Source organism: Ferrimonas balearica (assembly GCF_019802085.1).
Lineage (GTDB): Bacteria > Pseudomonadota > Gammaproteobacteria > Enterobacterales > Shewanellaceae > Ferrimonas > Ferrimonas balearica_B.
The window spans coordinates 709,672-724,921 of the sequence record NZ_JAHVHV010000001.1 but is presented as its reverse complement, the minus strand read 5'-3'; the positions used below and the strand labels follow the sequence as shown (position 1 = coordinate 724,921).

Annotated in this window: 10 protein-coding genes; 4 read left to right on the top strand and 6 right to left on the bottom strand. The window is 59.9% G+C overall.

The features are described 5' to 3' along the window. Positions 1–246: 246 nt before the first annotated feature. On the top strand, positions 247–1,152 hold the full coding sequence (locus KUV81_RS03315) for a LysR substrate-binding domain-containing protein (RefSeq protein ID WP_222542422.1): 906 nt from the start codon (positions 247–249) through the stop codon (positions 1,150–1,152). Here the strand turns inward: KUV81_RS03315 and KUV81_RS03310 are convergent. The 5 genes from KUV81_RS03310 to KUV81_RS03290 form a co-directional block, all read right to left on the bottom strand. Beyond that, positions 1,141–1,905, bottom strand: coding sequence for a formate/nitrite transporter family protein (locus KUV81_RS03310; protein ID WP_222542421.1), 765 nt, complete (start codon positions 1,903–1,905; stop codon positions 1,141–1,143). The genes KUV81_RS03315 and KUV81_RS03310 overlap by 12 nt on opposite strands. A gap of 178 nt (positions 1,906–2,083) precedes the next feature. After that, positions 2,084–3,676 (bottom strand): bifunctional aspartate transaminase/aspartate 4-decarboxylase, encoded by a 1,593-nt coding sequence (locus KUV81_RS03305; RefSeq protein ID WP_222542420.1) that lies wholly within the window; start codon positions 3,674–3,676, stop codon positions 2,084–2,086. Between the two features lie 113 nt (positions 3,677–3,789). After that, the gene (gene aspT, locus KUV81_RS03300; RefSeq protein ID WP_222542419.1) at positions 3,790–5,505 is read right to left on the bottom strand and encodes an aspartate-alanine antiporter; all 1,716 of its coding nucleotides are present in this window, start codon (positions 5,503–5,505) and stop codon (positions 3,790–3,792) included. A gap of 987 nt (positions 5,506–6,492) precedes the next feature. After that, complete coding sequence (locus KUV81_RS03295; RefSeq protein WP_222542418.1) at positions 6,493–7,548, bottom strand: DUF2955 domain-containing protein; 1,056 nt, start codon at positions 7,546–7,548, stop codon at positions 6,493–6,495. Beyond that, positions 7,538–8,635, bottom strand: coding sequence for an HlyD family secretion protein (locus tag KUV81_RS03290; protein ID WP_222542417.1), 1,098 nt, complete (start codon positions 8,633–8,635; stop codon positions 7,538–7,540). The genes KUV81_RS03295 and KUV81_RS03290 overlap by 11 nt, the downstream gene beginning before the upstream one ends. A 682-nt stretch (positions 8,636–9,317) precedes the next feature. On the opposite strand from KUV81_RS03290, the gene KUV81_RS03285 reads away from it, so the two are divergent. The 3 genes from KUV81_RS03285 (at position 9,318) to KUV81_RS03275 (ending at position 13,713) form a co-directional block, all read left to right on the top strand. Next, positions 9,318–10,769, top strand: coding sequence for a phospholipase D family protein (locus KUV81_RS03285; RefSeq protein WP_222542416.1), 1,452 nt, complete (start codon positions 9,318–9,320; stop codon positions 10,767–10,769). A 235-nt stretch (positions 10,770–11,004) separates the two neighbouring features. Beyond that, positions 11,005–12,630 carry a phosphoethanolamine transferase gene (locus KUV81_RS03280; RefSeq protein ID WP_261389181.1) on the top strand — a complete coding sequence of 542 codons (1,626 nt, stop codon included), beginning with the start codon at positions 11,005–11,007 and terminating at the stop codon, positions 12,628–12,630. A gap of 300 nt (positions 12,631–12,930) precedes the next feature. After that, positions 12,931–13,713, top strand: a complete 783-nt coding sequence (locus KUV81_RS03275) for a hypothetical protein (protein ID WP_222542414.1) — start codon at positions 12,931–12,933, stop codon at positions 13,711–13,713. Between the two features lie 134 nt (positions 13,714–13,847). Here KUV81_RS03275 and KUV81_RS03270 read toward each other — a convergent pair whose 3' ends face one another. Then, positions 13,848–15,185, bottom strand: a complete 1,338-nt coding sequence (locus KUV81_RS03270; protein WP_222542413.1) for a metal-dependent hydrolase family protein — start codon at positions 15,183–15,185, stop codon at positions 13,848–13,850. Between the last annotated feature and the right edge of the window lie 65 nt (positions 15,186–15,250).

Below are 15,250 nucleotides of genomic sequence, written 5' to 3'. Positions count from 1 at the left end.
AGTTTTTCATTGCAATGCTCCTTGTGTCACAGAGACCCGGAACCGCTCCGGGCCCCATTCACGTTACGGGGGCCGGCAAAGAAAAAAAATTTGATAATTTTGCTGACGCTTATCAGTTCTCCTGATGACGTGGCGCACAGTTTTCGAGCGGGGAAATGGGCCATTTAGTCGGCTTGTGGCATGATCTTTTGGCACTTACCCTTATGAATCACGCTCAAGCGGATAAAACCCTTCGGTTGCCCTGATATGAAGTACACACTCAAGCAGTTAATGGTCTTTGATGCCATCGCCACCCTCGGCAGCGTCAGCCAGGCGGCGGATCAGCTGGCGCTGACCCAGTCAGCTACCAGTATGTCTTTGTCTCAGTTGGAAAAAATGCTGGGGCAGCCGCTGTTTGAGCGGGTGGGAAAACGGATGATCCTGACCCACTGGGGCCACTGGTTGCGGCCCAAGGCCCGCGGTCTCATCAGCGAGGCCCGCCAGATTGAGCTGGGATTTGCTGGCCAGCACCTGATCAGCGGGGAGATCCGCCTGGGGGCCAGTCAAACCGGCGCAGAACACCTGGTGCCAGAGCTTATCAGTAGAATTGATAGTGACTTTCCGGAGGTGCGGGTGAAGGTGGACGTGGCCAACACCGAGCACGTCATCGAGGGGGTATTGAAGCACCGCTTCCAACTGGGGGTGATCGAGGGACGCTGCGACGACGCCCGCATCGCCCAGCAAACCTGGTGTTACGACCACCTGGCCGTGGTGGCCGGCAAGCACCACCCCTACGCCCAGCTGCCCCGGGTGAGCCTGACCCAACTGGAGCAGGCCAAGTGGGTGCTGCGGGAGCAAGGGGCCGGCACCCGGGCGATCTTCGATGCCGCCCTGCACGGGCTTATCGACAGCCTCAACGTACGCCACGAGTACGAACAGGTGAGCATCCTCAAAGCCCTGGTGGCCCAGGGCAACTACCTCTCCTGCCTGCCCTCGCTGGAGGTGGAGGCGGCGGTGGCCCAGGGGGACCTGGTCTGCCTCAACGTGCCGGAGCTCAACATGGAGCGTCGCCTCTCCTTTATCTGGCGGGCGGACAGCGCCAACCACCCGCTGCGGGACTGCCTGATGACCGAGGCCCGGCACATCCAGAAGCGCCGCGCGCTACGGGCCTGAGCACTCCTCCACGCGCAAACACCCCTCCCGGTGGTGGCCCAGCCACAAATGGGCCAGCCCCACCACCCCCACGCCCCCCACCAGGTTGCCCAGGGTCACCGGCAGCAGGTTGCTTTGGGCAAAGACGGCCAGCGACAGGCTGCCCGGGCTCATCCCCGATAGGGCCCAGAACTCTGGCGGCGCCCCCAGAGACACACTCAGTGCCAGCAGCCCCACCGTCAGATTGCCCAGGCAGTGTTCGATGCCGGTATTGAGAAACAGCCACAGGGGCGCAAAGAGGATCATCAATTTCAGTGATGGGCCTTCCACCAGCCGGCTGAGCCAGATTGCCAGACAGAGCCCCAGGTTGCCGATGGCCCCAAGAGCCACCGCCTCCCAGAAACCGTAATTCATCTTATCCCGCACCCGCTCCAGGGCCGACACGCCCCAGGCACCGTCCTGCCAAAGGCTGGCCTCCCACAGCCAGGCCAACAGGGCCACAACCCCCACTCCCACTGCGTTTCCCGCCACCAGGGCCAGCCGTTGCCCGGCGCTGGGCCTCGACCCCACCACCGTACTGGTGACGATCTCGCCCCCCAGCAACAGGGTCAGGCTGAGCAGCAGGACGTTGCCCAGCCCCAGCAGTTGCTCGCCCCCGCTGCCCTGCTCCACCTCACCACCGCAGGCGACAAACAGCAGGCCGCACAGGCCCACGGCGAGGCCGGTCAGGGTGGCACGAAGCAGGGAACGTCCAATGGGTGGTAACGGGGGCATGAGCGATCGGCTCGGCAAACGTCAGTCAAGTGTGACCATGCTAACTGCCCGCGGCCCGGGGGATAAATAAGGTTGCTGAAGGGTCATATCAAAGGATTTTATGGACTTAGCGCCGAGCACAAAAAAGCCCCGACCGAGGTCGGGGCTTGAAGGTTTGGGCTCAAACCATCAGTTTTGGTTATTCAGCGCTGGCCTGGAACTCGGCGAAGTAGCCGTCGAGCACCTTGCGGGTCTCACGACCAATCAGCTCGTACTCGTGGTGAGTCAGGTTGGCCAGGGAGACGCGCACGGAGCCGTGAACCACGTCGAAGCCTTTACCCGGCAGCAGCACCACACCGGTGTTGGCGGCCAGACGGAACAGGAAGTCCTGGCCCTTGTTGGCGTCTTTGAACCAGTCGACGAAGGCCTGACCGTACAGCTCACGACCCAGCACATCCAGCTCCAGCAGGGTGTAGTAATCCACGCGGTTGGCGTCGGTCTTCAGGGCCACACCCAGGTGCTTGTACAGGGTGTTGTGACGCTCACGGATGATGCGCTTACAGGCGGCCTTGTACTCGCCTTTGCTGTCCATCAGGCAGGCCAGGGCGAACAGGGCCATCTGCAGCTGCTGGGGCAGGGACAGACCGGCGGTATGGTTCAGGGCCACGCTGCGGCTTTCGGCCACGATGCGATCGATAAAGCGGATCTCACGCGGGTTCTCAGTCAGGGTCTTGTAACGCTCATCCAGGCGCTGCTGCTTGGACTCCAGGAAGCGCGCGATGGTGTCGTCAAACACGTTGTTCTCCTGCACCGCGATGGTGCCCAGACGCCAGCCGGTGGCACCGAAGTACTTGGAGAAGGAGTACACGCACAGGGTGTTGTAGGGCACTTTGGCGAACAGGGACACGAAGTTGTCCGCAAAGGTGCCGTACACGTCGTCGGTGACGATAAACAGGTCCTTGCGCTGGGTGTTCACCATCTCGGCCAGGGCATCCAGGCACGCGTCGGACATTTTGACGGAAGCCGGGTTGGCGGGGTTCACCACGCACAGCAGTTTGATGTCGGTGTCCGCCAGCTTGTTGATCTCCTCCTGGGGCAGCTGCCAGGTCTCTTCGTCCAGACGCAGCTCAACCACCTCCAGCTGGAACTCGGCCAGACCGGGGATCTCCAGGTAGGGGGTGAAGATCGGGGTGATCAGCGCCACCTTGTCGCCCTTCTCCAGCAGACCGTTTTTGAACATGGTCTGGAAGGTGTAGGTCATGGACGCGGTGCCGCCTTCGGTGGCGAACACATCGAAGTCGTGGGCCACGGGCAGATCACCGTACATCTCTTCGGCCAGGTAGGCCTTCACCACGGTCTCCAGGTGGGTCAGCATGCGCGGCGGTACCGGGTAGTTGCAGCCCAAAAAGGCGTTGACCAGCTCACTCAGAAACTCGGCCTTTTCGATGCCCAGACGGTCCTTGGCGTAGCTGACCGCACGCTGCAGGAAGCGCACGCCCTCATGCTGGCCCTGCTCAGTGACGAAGGTGTCGAAGCGGCCCACGATGCCGTTGGTGTCCGGAATGCCGCCAAAGCCGGCGTCCAGGTAGGAGTAGGCGCGCTCCGCTTCCTCCATGGCGAAATCGCCCAGGCGCAGGAAGGCGCGACGGGGGGCCACGGCCAGGAAGTTGGGGTTGCCGCGGCCGGCGTCCAGCAGGGGACGGTCCGGCTGGGCCTGGGCCAGCTCAATCAGGGTGTCTTTCAGTTCGAAGGGGCTCAGGTCAGCCAGTTGGGCAAAATCGATGTTTTTCATAACAGTTACCAGTTTCAGTGAATCAAAAAGTCAGTGTTTGGCCGCACCGACCCCGGCCAGGCGCGCGTTGCGCTGGCCCGGGGGCACGGCCCTAGGGGAAAAATTCGGTTGGCTTACAGGGCCACGTTCAGGGTGATCAGGCCGACGATGATGGGACCCCAGAGGGTCAGCAGCACATTGGCCACCGCGTAGGTCACGGTAAAGGTGAAGGTCGGGGTGGCGTTCCCGGTCTTCTCCAGCAGGGCGGCAAAGCCCGGGTTGGCGCTGCGTCCGCCGATCAGACAGCCCAGGGCTTCCACCGGGTTCTTGATCCCCAGCACGTAGTAGGAGAAGAAGAAGCCCAGGAACTGCGGGATCATGGTCACCGCGACCCCCATCAGCAGCAGGCTCATGCCATGCTCCTTAATGGCCGCCAGGGCACCGGGGCCGGCCTGCAGGCCCACCACACCAACGAACACCGCCAGACCCAGGTCACGGATGAAGTTGGAGGCGCCCACCGGGAACGCGGCCACGTTGGGGTTGCGGCTGCGCAGCCAGCCCATCAGCAGACCGGAGGCCAGACAGCCGGCGCCGGAGCCGATGGTCACCGGGATCCCGGCGATCTTGAAGTTGATGAGGCCAAACACCAGGCCCAGGGCCATGCCGGCACCGAAGAAGATGAAATCGGTGGCGGTGCTGCTGCCCAGGCGTCGACCGACGTTATTCTCGATGCGGTTTATGTCTTTGGGCGAGCCGGCGAACTGCATCACGTCGTTCTTGCGCACCACCAGATCCGGGGTGATCTCGATGGACTTACCGCCGCGGATGAAGTCGGTCAGGTAGACGCCACGGGTCATGTCGCGGTTGGTCTGTGCTGAGATCTGCGCCAGGGACTTGCCGATCAGGTGCGGTTGGTTGGCGATCACCTTGCGGCTCTCCTCCACCAGCACCAGGTCATCGTCCACTTCCACTTCCTCACCCAGGTAGACCTGGTAGCGCTGAACCGCTTTGCGGCGACCGGTCACCACCAGGATGTCGCCAGCCTGGAGGGTGATCTTGGCTTCGTCGTCGCGCTCCAGTGCCTGACCATCGCGCTCAATCAGCTGGATGGAGAGATCGATCAGGGCCTGGTTTACCTCGGCCAGGGAGTGGCCCAACACGGCGCTGTCACCGTTGACCTTGTAGGCACGGGCGGCCAGCTGAGTCAGGGCATTGAACTCCCCCTCGTTCAGCTCTGGCTTGCCGTCGCTGTTGGCTTCGGCCAGCTTGAGGGCCTCTTTGCGCAGGTCCCAGCCCATCATGGCGGGGATGATGGAGACCATCAGGATGGGGCCCAGGGAGCCGAAGATGTAGGTCACCGCGTAGCCCACGGCCACGTTGGTCTGCATCAGGTGCTTGGCTTCCTCGGAGACCCCGGCCAGTTTGCCGATGGCATCACCGGCGGTGCCGATGATGGCGGACTGGGTCAGGCCCCCAGCGGCCAGGCCAGCGGCGGTGCCGCGGTCCAAGTCGAACCAGTAGGCAAAGGCCAGTACGGTCAGCAGACCGAAGACGGTGACCGCCACCGCGGACAGCAGCACGTTGACGGTGCGGCGGTTCAGTGCGGAGAAGAACTGCGGGCCACCGGCAAAACCGACCGCGTAGATGAACAGGGCGAAGAAGATGCTCTTCACACCGGCGTCGATCTCAACGCCGAACTGGCCGATCATCACGCCGACCAGCAAGGTGCCGGCCACGCCGCCCAGGACAAAGCGTCCGATGGTGATCTTGCCCACCAGGTAACCCAGGGCAAGGGTAATAAAGAGCGCCACGAAGGGTGACGAGGTAAAAATACTTTCAAGCAAACTCATAATGTCTACACGCCATTGAGTACGTCTGGTTAATCAATTGAATGTCGCCCTTTGCTCGGTGTGTGTTGTTATTACCGAGGGCCTTATCCATTCACTGCGAAATTGGTTTGGCGGGCATGGCCTCTGTGGCCAATCCGTTCCTTGCCTCAATGGGTATCCCATCCCCTTAAAAACGACATCAAGACAGAGTCGGGGCAAAACGAGGCGCGCTCAACGCACCGCCTGTCGACCTCTTGTCTTCGATGGCGTGAACTTTAAACCCGATTTCTCATGGCCAGTAATCTCAATTGACGGACCAAGTCCTCGTATAGTGTGACAAGGAAATATCCAGTCAATGTATTGTTTTTAATGCGTTTATTAGGAGTGGTGAGCTCAAGGCCGCGTAAAAAAGGCCTTGTAATGGCGTAAAAACACCGCGTTTAGCCCCAAACAAACGGATAATTACTTGTCTGCCTAATGAAAAAAACACCGCGTACTCTGGCCCTCTTTGTGGCCATAAAATGCAGACGACAGATAAGTCACAGGGCTTGGGTAAAGGGGCGGAGCGAAACGGGAATCGCGAAGGGGAAATCACAATTTACAGCCACACACACTGGCGGCTTAGAGAGGATAAAGAGGAGAGAAAAAAAGAAACCCAGGCCGAAACAGCAAACGCACAGGAGAGCCTAACATTCTCCCAAGGGTGCGTTGTCTTTTCGGCCTGAGTCGCCAAGGCGGCTAGGCAAAATCCGGTCAGCAAAGGTGTGAGCTGGCCTTAGATGCCTCTCGATGCGTGGCGCCCCCAAAGGCGGCGTCACGCGATACACACAGGTTGATGAGTGGTGGGGCCGGCGTGCCGGCTCACCGTCGAAGGGCCAAGGGCAAAGTCCGCATCCAGAGAACTCATGACGCCCCGCCTTTCGATAGGACACACTGTACCGCCCTCTTTCCCATTCCATGAATCCCTTTTGACGGACGAAATCCATCAAGTCACCGGCCAGGCTCGCCTCAGCTGGCGGGTGCGGCGTTCCGATTGGGGGCTGTGCCCGGGACCGAGACGGGCGGCAGCCAGCCCAGGGCGCGGAACAGTCCGGCCCCGGCGATGAGATAGGCGGTGGCCAGGGTCGCTTGCAGCACCCTCAGTGCCATTCGGCCCTGGACGTCGGGATCATCGGACATAAAGGCGTTGCCGCTGGTGCTGCCCAGCAGGATCAGCAGGGTGATAAAGGCGGTCACCAGCAATGGTGCGAGCCGGCTGGTGAACGCCGCCCTCCCCCACACTAGGCTGAGCCAGGCGATCAGCGGCACCAGCATCAAGGGTGTTGGCAACACCATCAGAAGCGGGTGCAGCACCAAGGCCACCACCCCGCCCAACAGGTTGGCCAGCAGGGTGTTGCGCCCCGCCGGGTAACCGGCGTGCAGGCCGGGATTGTGGACCAGCATCGCCACGATCATCAGCAGGAAGATGGCGCTGTGCAGCTCAAACAGAAAGCAGACCAGGGACAGGGGCAGCACAAGAAGGGTGTAGAGCCCCGCATGGCGCAGCCCCTCGGGCGTTAAAGGTCGGGGCGTCAGGGGAATGGCCGACCCCGCGGGGGCCGGCATAAAGGCGTAGAGCACCACGGCAATCACCACCCCCAGCACCAGAGAGAGGTAGAGCCCCAGCGCGGCCTCGAAGCCGTGGGCCGTCGAGCCGAGGCCAATCAGGGGGATCACCAGCCAGGCGAACAGCGATGCGGCGGTGATCAGGGGGTTTTGGCCCTGTTCGGCCTGAAGATAGAGCGCGAACAAACCCATGGCCATCGCCAAGGCATAGAGGCCCGGCCGCGGCAGCAGCCACTCGGTGAGCACCAGGCTCAGCAGCACCACCCCCAGGCACTGACCCAGCAGCGCTCGGTGCACCGCCGGGGCAAAGGGGCGTCCCGGGGGCGCCAGCAACATCCCGGCCACCACCGGGGTCAGCCAGGCCAGGGGCCAATCCCCCAACCAACTGAGGGAGACCGCCAGCGTAATACCCAGGGCGAAACGGGTGATGGCCTGGGCACAGCCTTGGTCAATTGACATAGCTGACCAGGCCCATCAGCCGGATCCAGAGCCGGCCCAGGGCCTCGGACAACCAACCGGCGCTCTCGGTATAGACAATGATGTCCGCCTGGCCCCCTTCGCGCAGGTAGATCTCCATCTCGGGGTCTTTGAGGCGGATCATCACCGGGAAGCGCTGGGGCTCCCGCAGCCAACCGTCGTTGACCGGTGGCGACGGCAGCGCCCCCACGTTATCGGCACCAAACTGGATGCCGTGGCTGACGGTGACCACCCGACCGGGAAAGATTTGCCCCGGCGCCGAGTCCAACACCAACTCCACCGGATCCCCGGCTTGCAGATGGGTCAGGTTGTTCTCGCGCAGGTAGGCTTCGAGCCACACCTCCTGGGTAGAGAGAAAGGTAAAGAGGGGTTGGCCCGCCTGGGCCAGCACCCCCACATCGAAGCGGATGTTGGTGACAATCCCCTTGTAGGGCGCGCGAATTTCGGTGTCTTTCAAGTCTTTTTGGGCCAGGGCGAGGGTCGCCAGGGCCTTGCGGATCCGAGGATTGGCTTCGCCCGCCAGGCCGGCGTTTTGCTCGGCACTTTCCAGGTTGGCCCGGGCCGCCTGCACCTTGGCTTTGGCGTTCACGCGCTTGGTCATGGCGCTGTCCAGATCCGACTGGGCCAGGTAGCCCAAGCGGCCCAGCTCCACCAGACGGTCGGTTTCCAACAGCACCCGCTCCTGCTCGCTCTGCGCCTCGACCAGCTCCGCCTGGGCCACCACCACATTGGCGGTGTCCGCCCCCACGGCCTGCCCGGCCAGGGCCACCGCCGCCTCGGCTTTCTCCACCAGAAGGTGGTAACGCTCCGACTCGATGCGGGCCAGCAGCTGTCCCGCCACCACCTCCTGGTTCTCCGCCACCAGCAGCTCGGTCAATCGGCCGGACACCTCGCTGGCCACCGGCTGGACAAAGCTGCGCACCCGGGCGTTATCCGTGGTGGGGGTGCGACGGTCCGCCACCAGGTACCAGCTGAACATCAGCACGAAAAGGCCCGCCAGCGCCCAGGTCAAACGACGTACGGTGCGCTCGGGGTGGGGGTCCGGTCGATTCTGGGCATCTTGGCTCATGGGGACTCTCAAGGGTTAACGATGAGCGTCCAGTCTAAGGAGGGGGGTATATCGTAACGAATCGCGTTTGATGGATTGGGCCCATCAAATGGGGCGCGACTGGCAAAAAAAAGGGCCCGAACCAGGGCCCAATACCTTCATCCTTTGAAAGTCAGTTAGGTTGACGCTTGTGGTAACGGCATCCGCACGCCCCGGTTCGATGGGCAATCGCCCACCCCGCCGAGGCGCTAAGGCGCCGTCCTACAGGCGTCGTCCCTCCAGGTCATGCATCAGTGCATTACACTCTGCCGTACTCTTGGCCACAGACCGGGAACGAGAGCCACCGGTACCCCGCCCGAACGGTACTCCCGGTTCACAGCCCCACCCCGCTCGCCCGGGCCAAGAATCGCATCTTCGCCGAAGTTGGCCTGTCATATTCTGACAATGGGCCGCCCTCTTCTTAGAAGCTCGACCCTTCTCTCCTTCTTGCCCACAGCCGCGCCCTCCCTTGGCGCAGCCCAATGACGCAAGCGCTCCGTGGAGGCTGACCCATCACCTGAGCCGGGGCCGTCCTTAAACCCATCGACCCCAGGGCGTTCAAAATCTCGCCAATTCCTTTGACGGATTGCGTCCATCATATGCGCACTGCACTGGCCTTTCACCGCTGCTAGAATCGCGTTTTTTTTGTAACCGGAGTGGAAAGATGAGCGGGAAAACGCGTCGACTGGGCCTGGTGGTATTGCTGCTGGGGGTACTCTCTGGGTGCGGCTCTATGCTGCCAGCACCCGTTGCCGATCTGGACCCGCTGTGGCAGCCACAGACGGTGGAGGGTGAGGTGTATCTGGTGCCGACCGCCGGCGAGGCCCTGGCCTACCGACTCCAGGCGGTGCGCGATGCGCAGCAGGAGGTGGACCTTATCTATTTCACCTGGAACAAGGACCTGACCGGCGCCTACCTGTACCACGAGCTGCTGGTGGCGGCAGAGCGCGGCGTGACGGTGCGTCTGATGCTGGATGATCTGCTGGAGTTTGAAGACCCCTGGCTGATGGAGCTGGATCAGCACCCCAACATCGAGATCCGCATCTTCAACCCCTTTAACGCCCGCAAGGGCGGATGGATGGCCCGCGCCTTCGACTTTCAGCGCAACAAACAAACCCTGAATCACCGCCTGCATCAGAAGTATTTCCGGGTGGATCAGCGTGGCTTTATGGTTGGCGGGCGCAACATCGGCGACGATTACTTCGGTTACAGCGACGCCGCCAACTTCTTTGACCTGGATACCCTGGTCAAGGGCCCGGCCCAGGCCCAGTTTGACGCCAACTTTGAGCAGGTCTGGCAACATCCCCTGGCCCGTCCGGTCGCCAAGGTGATGACCGTACAGCCGACCGAAGGGCAGTTTCGCCAAGAGTTCGAGGCACTCAAGGCCAAGCACCCCGAGTTGGCGGCCACCATCGAGGCAAGCGTGACCCAGTTGGCCAAGCCCAACTTTGTGCCGGCCAAACTGACCCCGATTTTTGATGACCTGCGCAAAGTGGACGACACCATGCCCTACTTCCGTCACCGGGTGGAGCGCTTTTTGGCCCTGCAGGCGATGCCGGCAAAGCACGCCCTGGTGTCGACCCCCTACGTGCTGCCCGCCGGGAAAGAGTTCGAGGCGATGGCCGGCTTTGTCGAGCGCGGCGCCAGCGTGACCCTGTTGACCAACTCCCTGGCCTCCAACGACTCCGCCTTCGTGGGGGCCTACTACAACAAGTACCGCAAGCCGCTTTTGGCGATGGGCCTGGAGATCCACGAGTACGACAGCAAGGCCGAGCACCCCGATTACGCCGTCAGCAGCCGAACCTTCTATCACAACAAAGCGATGGTGCTGGATGGCCAGCTCAGCTACGTCGGCTCGTCCAATTTCGACCCGCGCTCCGACCGCCTCAATCTGGAGCTGGGCCTGATGATCGACAGCCCGGAGTTTGCCCAGGCACTGGAGCACTATCTGCTGGAGGGCCAGCGCCACAACTATTGGCAGGCCAGCCTCAATCACAAGGGCAAGGTGCGCTGGCAAAAGGGGGAGGAGCGGGTCAAACACAACCCCAACACCAACGCGTTCCACGCGCTGCCGGACTGGTTCTTCCGAGTGTTGAATTTTAAGAGCGAGTTGTAGTTAGTTCCTTCCGATGGTTTGGATCCGGCAAAGCGGGTGGATGATGCGCCCGCTTTGCCGATTGGCACCCAACGCCGGCACGGCGCCAATGAGGACCGGTCATCGGTAGAGTTCACCGCCCGCACTGGGCTAAAACGTCGACGCGACTCAGCATTAGGGGCAGCCCCACGAATCGAGAGACCTGACCCAAGGCGTATATGCTTAGCAAATCGACGGACTGGGAAGGGAGATGCAAATGCCCCCATCTAACCTCGCATTATCCATCAACAAACTGCCCATCGCTTTGGCAATTTACTACGTTCTGGTCATCAACATTCCCATCGCCCGGGAGCTGTACCACATCCTATCCAGTCTGGATGCTGTGAAAATCGGCTTCGCGATCTCCATCCCGATATTTTTCCTCGCTGCCTTCCATTTTATTTTTCAATTGCTTAACTGGCCTGGCCTGGCCAAACCTTTGTTTGTTTTCATGTTGCTCAGTTCCAGTTTGGTGAGTTACGCCATGTTCAGCTATGGCGTCTTTGTCGACTACGGCATGATTGAAAACCTGTTCGAAACCAACAGTGCGGAAGCCACCAGCTACATTAGCCCTCACTCCGTGGCCTGGTTTGCTGTGATGGGCGTACTCCCTTCGCTGCTGCTGATTTGGACGCCTTTGCCCCGGCCCCATTGGAAGCGATTCCTGTTGCTCAAGCTCAGCGGCCTGCTCGGATCATTGCTGGTGGTGGCCGCCATTGCAGCGCTGTATTACAAAGATTACGCCTCGGTGGGGCGCAACTCATCTCATCTGAAAAAGATGATCATCCCCACCGAGTACCTGATTTCCACCGGGAAATACCTTAACAACACCTATCTGAAAACACCGGTGGTCTATCGGGAGTTGGGGTTGGATGCCAAGCTAAAGCCCGAGGCCGAAAGCGCCGCCAGACCCACTCTACTGGTGTTTGTACTGGGAGAAACCGCGCGGGTTTTCAACTATGCCTACTATGGCTACGAGCGCGATACCAATGCGCATACCCGCCCCTACAACCCAATCTTCTTCGCCAATGTCCAATCCTGCGGTACCGCTACGGCGGTTTCCGTTCCCTGCATGTTCTCCAATATGGACCGCAACGATTACGACAAAGCCCAGGCGTACAACCAGGATAATGTGGTGGATATCCTGGCTCGTGCCGGCATCCACAGCGTTTGGCGGGAGCACGATGGCGGCGATAAAGGGGTGGCCCACAAGATACGAGAGATGACCTTGGTGCCGACGGATGAGGACCACCTGTGCAATCAACAGGAGTGTTATGACACGGCCATGCTGGAAGATTTCGCCAGCGACACCCAAAACCTAACGCAACACAGCATCCTCTTCTACCACATCTCGGGTTCCCACGGCCCCACCTATTACAAGCGCTACCCAAAGCGTCACCGAGCGTTTGCGCCAGACTGTCCCCGCGCTGACATCGAGAACTGCACCACAGAGGAGTTGGTCAACAGTTACGACAACAGCATCCTGTTTACGGACTTTTTCATTGCTGAGGCGATCCAGCTTCTCGAGGGGTTGCGGGACTCCCATGACGTCGCGCTTCTCTATCTGTCCGATCACGGTGAGTCTCTGGGGGAGAACGGGGTGTACCTGCACGGTATGCCTTTTGCGCTGGCACCCGTGGAGCAAACCCAAGTCCCTATGCTGTTCTGGGCCTCCACCAGCTTTGCGCAGCAAAAACAGCTTGACCTTGACTGCCTCAGGCAACTGGGCCGAGAGGGCGCCTTCTCCCACGACAACCTGTTTGACTCACTGCTGGGGTTGATGGACGTCGAGACCACGGAATACACCCCCGAAAAGGACATCTTTTCACTTTGCCGGCCTTGACCCAATGCGATACGCCGAACGGTCCTCAAAAACAGCGTGGTTTGCGAGTCGCCCACCATCCAAGTAGGCGCCGTTCGAGAGCGGGCAAGACCACTAAACTCGACACCGTCCCACCATTGTGCATGGCCTCTTCCAGTAGCCGCGGAGCCGCCACTAGCAGGCGCTTCCGTGCCCTGGACAACGGCGAAATATCACGGAACACCGCTGTGGGGGAAGGTGCGTCGACTAAGCTGTAAGAGCATCAGAGTCCACAGCGTTCGACTCCCCCATGGCAAAAGACGATATCCTGAAGGATTAATTATGTTTCGAACAATCAGCACTTTAGCACTGCTATTATTCATCACGGCGTGCGACAGTGACGACAACGGTGGCGTGACCGTGATTGAACCGGATGTCATTGATCGTAAAGCCCAAACACGGTCGTTCAATTTTTTGGAAGGCCCCAATGCCCAATCCCCCGTAAGCTACATCGACTTCAAAGCCTTTGTGGACAACGAATCGGCCGAACAACTCCTAGGAACCAACCTTCTTTACGAAGACAGCACCGCTGGTCAGCTGAGCTGGAGCCAGATCGTGACCAGCAACACGACTCCGGAGCCAGAGCCCGTCCCCGTTCGCTACCAAGTTCTGGACACCAATGACCAGAGTGTCCTGGCAGAAACGGAACAGTCGATCGAATCGGACCAAGAGTACTGGCTGATTGCCAATGGCGTCATTAACAACAATGCGATTCTCCAGCAGTTTGAGGTCGTGCGCCCGGCACTGGATTCCGACCAAGTCTCCCTACGCTTCTATCAGGGAGACGGACGAAACCCGAGCCGGCGCATCGACGTCTACATTGACCAGGAGCTGCAGGTGAGCAACATAGCCTGGAGTGAGATGAGCCAAACGCTGAGCCTCCCCGCGACGGTGATCAACTCCGATGTCGACATCGTGGAATCAGGCACGACACCGAACTTTAGCGATCCCAGCGGCCACCTTTGGCACAGTAACTCCCTTGATCTGGGCTCGGGCACACATCACCTTCTCGTGTTCTTTAACGATCTGAGCGGTCGCTCCTCGCTATACGTGTTCGGATTCTAGTCGAGCACCGACCCGGACGGGGCTGACCAACACAACCATTAACCGTTTCAGAGGGAATGTACTCAGTCCTCGAGATGCTGACTATTCAGGAGCCGGCAGCGGCGCAATCAGCGTACACGCCGCCACCTATCCACCTATTGCAAGGTGTTTTTATAGATGGTTCCGTCCTTCATTATCAGGACAAAGTACTTGCCCGGATTCCCCACGAGAGACAGGTCAGCCAAAGGATTGCCATCGACCAAAATAAGGTCAGCGTATGCCCCCTCTTTGATAACCCCGAGCGGCCCCTCTTGATAGGGGTGCCGCGGGCCACTCAACTTGAGCAAACGGGCATTTTCGGATGTGGCAATTTTCAGTACCTCATAGGGCGTAAACCACCGCCCCAGACGCACCAGATAACCACTTTGCTGACTGGCCTTAGAGGCATCCATCAACTGATCGGTCCCAAACGCCAGATTCACGCCTATCTTTTTGGCCATGGGGTAGAGCTGGGAAACGGCATCCGTTACTTGTTTGTATTTCGCCGCACTGACAGGATTGGCCCAGACCATGTCTTCTTCGAGCATGGGTTGCGGGCTCAACCATGCGCCCTTTTTCTTCATCAGTTTCAGTGTTTCTTCAGAAGCAAAGAAACCGTGCTCGATGCTCATTACGCCCGCTTCAACGGAAGTACGGATCCCCCTATCCGTCATCACATGGGCCAACACATAGGTATTGTAATTGGTGGCCTCCTCTACAACGGCCTTGATCTCATCAACCGAATATTCGCTGACATCCAAGGGATCGTATAACGAGGACACCCCGCCGCCAGTGGTGATCTTTATTTGAGTTGCGCCCGAGCGAAGGATGTCGCGCGTTCTGAGCCGCACCTCAGGCACACCATCTGAGGTCATGGCCATCATGTTGCGCTCCCAGTAGCTCATGTAGGACTTGTCCCTGGGACTGTCCAGGCGTCCATAAAAATCCGCGTGCCCCGAAGTGGGGCTCATGAAGGGGCCCGAGGGCAATATGCGGTGGCCCGGATATTCGCCAGAATCAATCATGGCCTTGATGCTCAGCGGATTACCACCGGGATCTCGAACCGTGGTAAACCCTCTTAACAGAGTTTCTTTTGCCCCAGTCATACTGCGGATGGCCACCTCGGACATGTCACCCTGGTTCATCAGAAGGATCTTGGCCGGGGTATAGGCATAGGTAACATGCCAGTGCGCATCGATAAGCCCAGGAATGACGGTTTTGCCAGCTGCATCGATCACTTGGGCCTTGTCGGGCACTGGGACATCTGTGGCGATCTGCTTGATTAGGCTCCCTTCAATCAAGATATCCACGTCGGTCACCAAGGTTTCATTCACTCCGTCGAAGACGTTTGCGTTGGTGATCAACGTCAACGCTTTGTCCTCTTCACCGTGGGCGACAAAACTCGTGCAAATCAGCACCAACGCAATCAAGGGGAGAGCTCTGTGTCTATTCATCTTGTGCTTCCTTAGTTTGAAGGCACGACATAGGACCCTTATCGGATCTTTGCGATATCCAGTCA

Bases quoted from the DNA above. Each gene is read 5' to 3' on its own strand.
- KUV81_RS03310 (WP_222542421.1), bottom strand. From the start codon at position 1,905: ATGCCCCCGTTACCACCCATTGGACGTTCCCTGCTTCGTGCCACCCTG.
- KUV81_RS03285 (WP_222542416.1), top strand. From the start codon at position 9,318: ATGAGCGGGAAAACGCGTCGACTGGGCCTGGTGGTATTGCTGCTGGGG.
- KUV81_RS03295 (WP_222542418.1), bottom strand. From the start codon at position 7,548: ATGTCAATTGACCAAGGCTGTGCCCAGGCCATCACCCGTTTCGCCCTG.
- KUV81_RS03270 (WP_222542413.1), bottom strand. From the start codon at position 15,185: ATGAATAGACACAGAGCTCTCCCCTTGATTGCGTTGGTGCTGATTTGC.
- KUV81_RS03275 (WP_222542414.1), top strand. From the start codon at position 12,931: ATGTTTCGAACAATCAGCACTTTAGCACTGCTATTATTCATCACGGCG.
- aspT (WP_222542419.1), bottom strand. From the start codon at position 5,505: ATGAGTTTGCTTGAAAGTATTTTTACCTCGTCACCCTTCGTGGCGCTC.
- KUV81_RS03305 (WP_222542420.1), bottom strand. From the start codon at position 3,676: ATGAAAAACATCGATTTTGCCCAACTGGCTGACCTGAGCCCCTTCGAA.
- KUV81_RS03280 (WP_261389181.1), top strand. From the start codon at position 11,005: ATGCCCCCATCTAACCTCGCATTATCCATCAACAAACTGCCCATCGCT.
- KUV81_RS03290 (WP_222542417.1), bottom strand. From the start codon at position 8,635: ATGAGCCAAGATGCCCAGAATCGACCGGACCCCCACCCCGAGCGCACC.
- KUV81_RS03315 (WP_222542422.1), top strand. From the start codon at position 247: ATGAAGTACACACTCAAGCAGTTAATGGTCTTTGATGCCATCGCCACC.